This is a genomic window from Cardinium endosymbiont of Dermatophagoides farinae, assembly GCF_007559345.1.
Taxonomy (GTDB): domain Bacteria; phylum Bacteroidota; class Bacteroidia; order Cytophagales; family Amoebophilaceae; genus Cardinium.
In genome coordinates this window covers 23,960-34,086 of the sequence record NZ_VMBH01000005.1, presented here as the reverse complement: position 1 = coordinate 34,086, position 10,127 = coordinate 23,960, and the positions used below count along the sequence as shown (strand labels likewise).

The window sequence follows — 10,127 nt, the reverse complement described above, 5'->3', positions numbered from 1 at the left end:
TTAAAAACAGATTATTTAGATCCTTTTATTACTTTTCAAACACAAACTAGTAGAAATCTTCCGCCAATTACCTATTGGAAAAACAGAGCAGATTATTTGAATGTAGATGATAATAAATATTGATGAGTGTAAATGTTTGGGTAGGTTTCTGCCACCTACGGCAGCAGGAAATATAATTGATCATACGCACGATGATAATAATAAAATAATAATCAATATTGGGAAAACAAATTGGGCTACTAAGATGATGAGAGACAATGTCGTACTGCCACGTAGGTGAGGCTATTTTTAGTATGTATAGTATTTTAAGAAACTTAAGACAAATGAATTTTTTGAGTATAACCCAATCACTATTACTTAGACGGGTCAGCCGATCTATTCGTTCGACCAGTAAAATATCATTTCTGTGACTATCCATGAGTAATCGTCCTAATTCTGTTCTTTCTATTTTTGTTCCGCTGATATTTTCTCGGTAGTAACTGGAAATTTTGTGCCCCCTTTCCTGAACAAACTGCTCCAGCATTTCTTTGGCGCGATCTGCAAACTGATCTTCTGTTTAAGCTATCAAATATAGCTCTGATGAACATACTATCATCAATTTATCGTATTTAGGTTACGTCATTGAATCTATCGCATGTAGGTTATTCCATTAATGGAATATGACAACATTTTTGCTATATCGTTTGAGTACACCCTTATGCGATAAGTATTTAAACGAAAATTAATCTACAAAATAATTATTAATGCAAACTATATGCCGAGGAGACAATAGGCCATTTTCTGATTTTTGTTTTTAGTTCGCTATCTGTTAAAATTTACGAATTTGATTCGTTATTTATAATATAAGTTATTACTTTATAGTAAGTAAAATATAACAGATAATGAGTTGTAAATAATTTCTTCTTTTTAAGAATCATTTTTCTTTATAGTTCGTTTTATTAAATGGAAAGCGAATTCTTGAAATTATTATTTTTTTGTCTAATTTTTTTGGGCTACTATACTCTTAGTGCGCTTTATTTCCCGTTTTCTGAAATCACCTCTTAATATGTTTATTTATTAATACGTAAATCTTGATACTATTGTGATATTAATATTGTATATTTGATTAATTATCATTAAGTATGATATGTAATTAATATTAAAAAAGTATCTATATAATATTAAATAATGTTTATTATGACATATAAAATATATTGTAATAAATCTATAGAAGTATAAAAATGATATATGTAATAGGTGGTATTAAAGGAGGATCTGGTAAATCTACTATTTCTACAAATTTGGCAGTTTTAATGGCCAAAAAATTCAAAGATATTCTTTTAATTGATGCAGACGATCAACAAACTGCTTCTGATTTTACTGTGTTTAGAAGTGAGACAATGAAAGATAACTTGTATTATACATCCATTCAATTATCATAGAGCAGTTCGTGATCAAACAGTAAAGTCAAGATCAAAGTATGACCATATTATTATTGATACAGGTGATAGGGATACTACTAGTCAACGCGCTGCTATAAGCATTGCTGATATTTACTTAGTCCCATTTGTTCCTAGATCATTTGATATTTGGACCATAGAAAAAGTATCCACATTAGTAGAAGAAATGAGGATTATTAACCCAAAATTACAATCATTTTCTTTTATCAATAAGGCTGATTTTAGTGGGCAAAATAATAGTGAGGCTGCTAACCTTCTTAAGGAGAATAAAACGTTGGAGTTCATAGATATTTTCATTAGGAAACAGGACGTCGTTTCCAAATGCATCTTCAAAAGGCTAGCAATTACTGAAGAAAAGCCTAAAGATATAAAAGCTATACAAGAATTTAATGCTTTAATTTAATTTTATAGTTAGTATTAATTTAGATTCAATTTAAAATTAAATTAGTATTATAATAATAATAAAATTATACTAAAAAAATGGCTATTTCTAAAAAAATCACCTTCTTGTGAGCGTAAAGTGAGTGATCTTATAAACAAGGGGGGTACTGTTCCTAATAATAGTAAAAAAGAAGAGCGAATTATACAAAATATACAATTAAGATTACCCAATAGTCTAATTCAAAAGATTGATAGTCAATGTATAAATGATTACTATCAAGTAAAAAGATCTAGACATAGTTGGATATTGGATGAAATTTTTAAAGAAAATTGATAGAGAAAGTGTGTAATTAGGGTACTAGGAAAAAACCTTTTCTAAATAAACGTTATGTGGATCCATTTATCAGGATATTCCTATATAACATGAGACTATTTGAGTAAAAAATAGAAATCTATAATAGAAACTAAAATAAATACTTATTTGTAATGTATAATAATTTAAAATATATTATATTTGTACTTATAAATACGATTAAGTAATTATCGCAGATTATTTCTTTCCAATATTTAAATCTTTTTAGTAAACTATCTTTATGACAGAAAGACTAAAACACGATGGGCTCGCTAAAAAAATTCTCTCTGATCCAATAGCTGCTCAGGAGTTTTTAAACTATTATTTACCAGCATCATGTAAATCATTACTGGATCTAGACACCATTAAAATTGAAAAAGAATCATTTGTTGAAGAAGATTTGAAGCAAAAATTCAGTGATTTAGTATGCTCTATCAAAACTAAAAATAATCAGCAAGCTTTTGTGTATGCCTTGATCGAAGCCGAGGTGAGCCTAAGTATTGGACAGCCTTTAAGTTATGGAAATACATCTTCCTCTTACTAGAAAGGCATAAAACAAAGGAAAAATCCAAATTACCTTTGGTAATACCGATAGTGCTCTATCACGGTAACAGGCCTTTTACTGTCCAAAAAATCTATGGGATTTGTTTAGTGAACCTAGTCTTGCTAAAGAACTTATGGGAGGTGATTATCAATTGGTAGATATCTATGCTATGCCAGATAATGAAATCAAAAAGAAGGCACACTTGGGCATGATGGAATATTTCATGAAATATGTTCACACTCGTGATATGCTTAAGTTATGGGATGAATTTTTAGAAAATTTTAAATCATGTATTGTCCTAGACAAAGAAAAAAGTTATCTTTACATAAGAAGCTTTTTATGGTATAGTGACAGTAAATTACCTGAAGATCAGCAGGCTGCTCTAGAAAATATTATAACAAAGCATCTACCTAGTGAAGATAAAGAAGATATTATGAGAACTATAGCACAAAAATATAGGGACGAAGGTATCCGAATAGGGCAAGAGAAAGGAAAGTTGATGGGTATTCAGATAGGGCAAGAGAAAGGGAAGTTGATGGGTATCCAAATAGGACAAGAGAAAGGGAAGTTGATGGGTATTCAGATAGGGCAAGAGAAAGGGAAGTTGATGGGTATCCAAATAGGACAAGAGAAAGGGATACAGTTAGGAGAAGAAAAAGGTAAACTAGAGATAGCCAAATCCATGCTCTTACGCGGCTACCCTATAGAGGATATTATTGCTCTTACTGGTTTACCTGTATCTCGTATCGAGGAACTTGTTTAGACTTATTTATATCCATCATCTTCCATATATTATATTTGGGTTGAAAGATTCCAGTACTAAGGAAATCATTATTCACCCAATATAGATCTGGATCTTTGGTTTTGGCTAATACCTTCTTAGCGCATAGTTCTGATATACCGTCACAGGGATATTCCATATTTATATATATCATAAACCTATTAAATTCATTTAGCTTAAATAAGAATTTTTCTTCTTTAAATGAATGTTTACACATTAAATATTTTATGATATTCTTAGCTTTATTTGACAATTCATCTATGAAAAACTCATCGAATTGTACTCTGAACTGTAGTTTAAAAAAGGGTTATAAGCAAACTCCTTCACGTCTTCTAGTTTGTATTTTTCACTCATTTTCATTTAAAATTTACTATTTCTTTTGATTTTACTTTTAACGATATGCTGTATTAGATCTTTGTTTAACTTTTCACTGTAAAGCTCTGCAATAGCTTCTTTATCATTTTTAGACACCTCTTCCGATTCCACTTAAAGTCTATTGGGGTCTCCTTGGATATGGGAAATTATTGTACGTTAAGGCTGTTTTTGTATTTTTCTATGTTAGCCTTTTAGCCCGGCTGAACATACTGTTCAAGATACGCTCATGCAAATCGATGATCTCATCTGTAAGTGTAGCTCTGGCTTCTTCAATCACACATATTAGAATAGCGTATCGTCTGCTTGATGAGAACTTAGTCAAATCTCGGCTACTCATATTCCGACCCTCACGGGCCAGTTTCAGTAACCGATTCTGATGAACTAAACGTCCGATCCCTACCGGTAAGTCTATTGCCACGATCGTATTCAAGCGTTCAATGTGCTGTAATACATTTTTTCCGTTAATTTTACCAGGAGGTTGAAGAATCCAAGATAGACGTGAAAGATGATTATTTGATGCAGAAGGCTGTCTAGATTGATTTTATGCTCTGATATAAGTTGAGCATTCAGTTCGAGAATACTATTTTATCACCAGCAGCCATGGCCTTTGAGCACGTTCGCTCCAGTACATCAATAGTGGGAATAATCACGCAATTTCGTTGCATATACTTTAGAAGTTCTTGTGCAAGAAGAATACCCTTGTCAGTGCGTTTTGCAAGTGGAATTAAATACGAAATGTAATCATTTTGAATCTGTTTTGTAAATTTCTTTAGTCCTAGATAGTGGTATAGTTCTATTAAATGTTCCCTGCGAGTGGTGTCTCGTCCTGATGCGTAATCTTTCCAAAGTTCATTTGATAAATTAAGTCTGCTAGCGATATGCTTGAGTAAAAAATCGGAAAGTAGTGATTTTTTATCTGGATCATCCCTATGTTCTTCAGGTAACAAAGCAAGACAGAAAAACCGAACCTATTGGCTGGCTTGCGGTGCGTATTAATAAGCGCTAAATCCTGTTCGCTGAAATAAGTCATGCGGATCAGCGTCAGTTCATCCTTAGGTAAAGCTAGTAATGACGCTCTTTCGGACTGGGAAAGAATTTGTCTCCTAGACATATAGTTTGCATTGATAATTATTTTGTAGATTAATTTTCGTTTAAATTTTTATCGCATAATGGTACACCTCAATGAAATATCTTAAAAATTATTAAATTGAATCAATGAAATAACCTATATGCAATAGATTCAATGACATAACCTAAATACGATAAATTCGTTAGAATATGTTCATCAGAGCTTATTTGAGAGCTTCAGTAGAAGATCAGTTTGCAGATCGAACAAAAGAAATGCTCGAGCAGTTTGTTCAGGAGAGAGGACACAAAATCGCTAGCTACTACCGAGAAAATATCAGCGGAACAAAACTGGAAAGACCAGAACTGGGACGATTACTAATGGATAGTCACCGAAATGATATTCTACTAGTAGAACAAATAGATCGGCTGACCAGACTTAGTAACAGTGACTGGCTAACACTCAAAAAGCAGATTGAACATCATGAATTGAGAATTGTAAGCCTGGACATCCCAACTTCATGGCAGGTTTTGTCTGACAAAGAACCATCACAAAATGATCCAGTAACTCGTGCTGTGATTTCTGCCATCAATAATATGCTCATGGATCTAATGGCCGCAATGTCGTATAAGGATTGGTTGAGCCGTCAGCAACGGCAAAAACAGGGAATCGAAAGAGCACGTCAAGAGGGTAAATATCGTGGAAAACAGGCTGATCATGAGCGTCATCAGAAGGTAATATATTATCGAAGTGTTAAAAAACTAAGCATTCAAGATACCGCACAAGCTACCGGGTACAGCGCTTCGCAGGTATGTCGTATTCAGAAATTGTACTTTGTAAACAATGAAAAAAGCAATGCTAAGCACTTTTAATAAATTGCTGGAAAGTGAGAAAAGTAATGTCTGAAACATGTTGCTAATCAGGTAAATTTATACAATAACCTGGAAGAAAAAGAAGAACATCTTTAGTACAGGAAACAGCCTTAACGTACAATAATTTCTTATATCCAAGGAGACCCCCTATTGACTAATTTTTGCATGGGAAATCTCTCCTTTATCCGATTCTAAAAAAATTGGCAACCATATCATACAAAGGACCAATGGACGAAAAAAATACAATGGCAGCTACCCAGTGTAATAATTCATGAAATATCATGCCTCTATCCCTGCCAGTATTATACAAATAGGCCAATCTAAAGGCGCCCACTACACCTAGTAGCTTGGCTACCAAGGTTAACAATTGGTAGCCGCTTGCAATCCAGCCTTCAAGGGCACCTGTGATATCAAGTAATATCATTTTAATTCTATTTTAATATTATATCCTTACTTCGTAGGGAGTATTATAAACAAGCTAATGGGAAAGAATAGATTTACTCTAAAAAAATATATTCTACTTTTTTTATTTATGTTCGTTTATTATTTTTTCAACCATGTCCAATACAAACATTCTTTCTCTTCTACTATTTGCACAATTAGCATGTATACTCGCTTCTAACAAGCGATTTTCATACTGACGTGATAACTCATTTTTATTAATTTGGTCTTTTAACGAACTATTCACCCTACTTAACTCCTGAATCAACGCATTTAAATCTGAAATATCCCCATCATGTTTTCTTATTTTAGATTCTAGTTTATTTCTACTCTCACAGAGTTCTTCTATCTCCATTTCTAAACGTTGGTCTTCATATTTTCTTTCTCTTTGCTCATTTTCTATAGACCTAGTAGTACGATCTTTAAAAGCTTCTTCTCTTGCTTTATCTCTGTCTTTATTAGCCTGTTTTACTTCTGTTTCTCTTTTTAAGTCTTCTATTTTTTCAAGTACATCATCTAAAGATTGTACTATATCTTCCATACATGGAATATCTCTACATGATCGAAATATATCAGAAAAAGCACTAACCTCTTTTTCTAGTATTCCTGTATGTATTCTACGACCATCTGGTTCTTGGTTAGATCGAATATGACCTATTTCTTTATTCCAGTCATGCAATAACCTTGTGGTTAATACCCTAGCCTTTACTTTATCTTTAGTATCACTTTTGAGTGTCTGTAGGCTAGTAAGTGCATCCGTAGCTTGAGTGGAAATAGCCGTATCATGCTGCATATAGACCAGTATATTATGTAGGTTAGATTGTCTATTATACCAAGCTGGTTCTATAGCTTGTAAATTTTGAAAGGCTAATTCTGGATTTAAACTATAGTCCTGAACAATGGGTTTATAAAGCGATTTACTATCTTCAGATAATGCCTCTATCTTAGAGGCCAATCCTTCAAATAAGAAAATAGAAAGATCTATAGCTTCTGTTTCATGATTTGTGCCATCTGGATAAGTAACATCGAAGTAAATCCTTGGTGCACCATCAATTTTATCCATAAACGTATCTAACTCACCTAACCTAAATTTAAATGCACTATCTCCTACTGAAAGCATACCACCTGGTTCAACAGGCTCTCCTGTTAGCTTTAGTAAATCACCTACTATACCGCCTGATAGACGATAATTTGACAAAATAAACTTATCACTTATAGTATTAAAAGGAGCAATAACCTTTAAGTTGATATGTCTGTTATCCATACCATTCTCAATACTACCTTCTAGACTAGCAACTACTTTAAAGTCAGGATCCTTGACAACAAATGGCTGCTTAAAGGTCACTTCACGTTCATCTCCCTTTTCATTGATTATTGTGATGCTAGGCTCTAAATCCCCAACAAAACCACATGGATTAAACATTAAAGTATTGACGCCTACTGTTAAAGGCGTATTTGCTATCATTTCGTCCTTTCCTAGGATAAACTTACCTCCATTCAATTTAATGGCCTTGATATGGTAATTAAGCACCTTACCTGCATCAGTTAATGGACAGATCTTGAGTTTACATACCCTATCTTTAAACGGTAACAGAGGAGATTTTTCTGAAGCCATAGAAAGCTCAGCTGTAAAATTTTCAATTCTATGATCTTGAACTTTAACAGAAAAAGAATAGTCTTGTGTGGTATCACTTTTAGTATTGCCTACTGTTAAATGAATGGTATGATTTCCATCACTACCAGGTTTTGGGGCGTAAAAAAGGGTATTATTACCAAATTTAATCGGTTCATTGCTACATATTGTTTTTTTGCATGATCCTGTATCTACATACATAGTACCTTGTCCATCTGTCACACACCATTTAACTAATCTATATTTTTGCAAAGATGCCAACACGTTATCTGAAGTGATATTAATATGAATAGGTGTACCACCTTTGTCTTCTACATAAGCAACCTTGACATTTGTACCAGCCTTTAAAGCGTATAGAGGTTCATCCAGCCTTAACGAGCATGTTATAGGATCTCCTCCCTCTCTGTTAAAATCACAAGTCAATATAACAGCATCAATACTGACCTTATGCATATGACAAGTGTCTTGCTCATTAGGAACATAGTATAGAGGTGTATCACCATGTTGGACTATACTTCCTACTTTAAACGGCTCACCTATAGAAGCGTTCCCATCTATTTCAACACGCTTGAACAGTTTCCCTTCGCCACCTTCAACCCTAATACCCTTAATACGAAATTGGATCACTTCTGGATTAACATTCCATTTTTCATATCTATGTGGAGATTTGGGTTTATTGGATCTATCGTTATTCCATGCGTCGTCAAACTTAATACTCAAGATTACAGGAACTTTTTCTGCTAAAACAGGTGATACACCTTTTTCTGGTAATAAGGTATATTCATGCTTTGGTATCCAAATGATATCGTCGGCAAATTGCTGTCTAAAGGCCACTGTACAAGACCAAAAAAATAAAGAAGCAGTAATAAAGAATTGGGATACTATTTTTTTCATTTTAGTTCTCATTTTCATTAATTAACCATATATTCGTTATATTGAGTTGATAGTACATAGCAAAACTACTTGCTACATTACTGTTTCGACTAAATCAATAGATGTTTTTTAAAAAGTGATACGTAGTCCTGCCGAAAATCGATAATTAAAAACATCATTTTTATCCAAAAAGGAAATAGGAGCCTCTGCTAGTAATATCAACAACAAATAATCCGTGATATATTTTTCCACCTCTAAACCTAATTGGGCGCCTATATTGAAACGTTTAGAACAATGCTCCCAACAAGCATGGTGGAACTTATAGCTCCCTTGACATCCTATTAAACAATTCAGAAAGGTAGACTCGTAATAATTGAACAAATTATAATGGTAAGTATTGTATACCGTCAATAGGTTTTTGTTAGAAAAACCACCAGATAATTTCATATGCCATATTTCATTAATGTGATATGCATATCCTGCAGAAACCCCATGCATTTCATGCGAAACCCCATAATTGACTTCTATCCCATGACAACCATGTGTATGAATAGGTCTTTGCAAGACATAAACCCTATTAGGTTTACCAAATACACTAAAAGTCAAACCTAAAAAAACTATCAAGCTTGTTATTATTTTATTCTTAAACATGGTTATAATTTTGCGTGATAGTTTATATGTTCTAGTTCCTTTCCAAATAAAATCTTCTGCTTAACTTTTACTTCCTGACAAGCCAAATGCAGGTTGAATATCATCGAAATAGCCTGAACGAATACCGCCAGCTTCTGTTAAAACAAATAGAGGATCATCAGACGTACACACACGATCCCTAGGTGTTTTACATTCCACATTTTTACTATTTACCATAGCACCATGTTTGATAAGGGCTATGAATATCTTGTCAGATATATCCTGGCTAGTTCCTTTGAAAAGCATATTATCTGCTGCATAATGCAAAGGCGTATTATTTGTTCCAGGGTCTTGGTATATAGGATTAGCACCATAGTCCAATAACAAAGAAACCATCTCATAGTTAGACTGACGAACAGCCTCTTCTAAAGCAACATTGGAAATAGTTGCCTCATTTGGATTGCCACCTTTTTCTAATAAAAACTTTAACTTTGGCATATCTTCTTGCTTAACTGCATTTAACGTACTGAATGCACTCATGGTTGGAGTAGTAGCACCAGAAACTATTTTTTGAATCATATCTTCTGATAGACCCTTACGGCAAAGAGGACAGTTAATGGTTTGATGATTTTGTTGTTGGCTCAATACGTTTTGTGTAATGCATCTGAAATGAAATTTATGACCATAATCTATAGCTGATTATGCTCAATTTTTGGTTTGACTTTCGTTTCCAAACAAGT

8 protein-coding genes and 2 pseudogenes are annotated in these 10,127 nt (G+C 33.3%); 3 read left to right on the top strand and 7 right to left on the bottom strand.

What is annotated here, in order from left to right; all coding sequences use genetic code 11:
• Positions 1-67: 67 nt before the first annotated feature.
• The gene (locus FPG78_RS08575) at positions 68-523 is read right to left on the bottom strand and encodes a recombinase family protein (protein WP_478210239.1); all 456 of its coding nucleotides are present in this window, start codon (positions 521-523) and stop codon (positions 68-70) included.
• 697 nt (positions 524-1,220) lie between these two features.
• Between FPG78_RS08575 and FPG78_RS07905 the strand changes: the two genes are divergently transcribed.
• Positions 1,221-1,421, top strand: coding sequence for a nucleotide-binding protein (locus tag FPG78_RS07905; RefSeq protein ID WP_223262099.1), 201 nt, complete (start codon positions 1,221-1,223; stop codon positions 1,419-1,421).
• Between the two features lie 992 nt (positions 1,422-2,413).
• Positions 2,414-3,479: pseudogene (locus FPG78_RS08535) on the top strand (Rpn family recombination-promoting nuclease/putative transposase).
• On the opposite strand, the gene FPG78_RS07000 reads toward FPG78_RS08535, so the two are convergent.
• Both FPG78_RS07000 and FPG78_RS06995 read right to left on the bottom strand, forming a co-directional pair.
• Entirely contained in the window at positions 3,439-3,714 is a 276-nt protein-coding gene (locus tag FPG78_RS07000; RefSeq protein WP_144087247.1) for a hypothetical protein, read from the bottom strand. The pseudogene FPG78_RS08535 and the gene FPG78_RS07000 sit on opposite strands and share 41 nt — an antisense overlap.
• Positions 3,715-4,059: 345 nt before the next feature.
• Positions 4,060-4,983: pseudogene (locus FPG78_RS06995) on the bottom strand (DUF4158 domain-containing protein); the annotation flags it as partial.
• 167 nt (positions 4,984-5,150) lie between these two features.
• On the opposite strand from FPG78_RS06995, the gene FPG78_RS06990 reads away from it, so the two are divergent.
• Entirely contained in the window at positions 5,151-5,810 is a 660-nt protein-coding gene (locus FPG78_RS06990; RefSeq protein ID WP_144087233.1) for a recombinase family protein, read from the top strand.
• Positions 5,811-5,991: 181 nt separating this feature from the next.
• Here FPG78_RS06990 and FPG78_RS06985 read toward each other — a convergent pair whose 3' ends face one another.
• From FPG78_RS06985 to FPG78_RS06970, 4 genes are all read right to left on the bottom strand, one after another.
• Complete coding sequence (locus FPG78_RS06985; protein WP_144087232.1) at positions 5,992-6,234, bottom strand: hypothetical protein; 243 nt, start codon at positions 6,232-6,234, stop codon at positions 5,992-5,994.
• A 102-nt stretch (positions 6,235-6,336) separates the two neighbouring features.
• Entirely contained in the window at positions 6,337-8,778 is a 2,442-nt protein-coding gene (locus FPG78_RS06980) for a hypothetical protein (RefSeq protein WP_144087231.1), read from the bottom strand.
• Between the two features lie 108 nt (positions 8,779-8,886).
• On the bottom strand, positions 8,887-9,381 hold the full coding sequence (locus FPG78_RS06975) for a hypothetical protein (RefSeq protein ID WP_144087246.1): 495 nt from the start codon (positions 9,379-9,381) through the stop codon (positions 8,887-8,889).
• Between the two features lie 87 nt (positions 9,382-9,468).
• The gene (locus FPG78_RS06970; protein WP_144087245.1) at positions 9,469-10,032 is read right to left on the bottom strand and encodes an ankyrin repeat domain-containing protein; all 564 of its coding nucleotides are present in this window, start codon (positions 10,030-10,032) and stop codon (positions 9,469-9,471) included.
• Positions 10,033-10,127 lie beyond the last annotated feature (95 nt).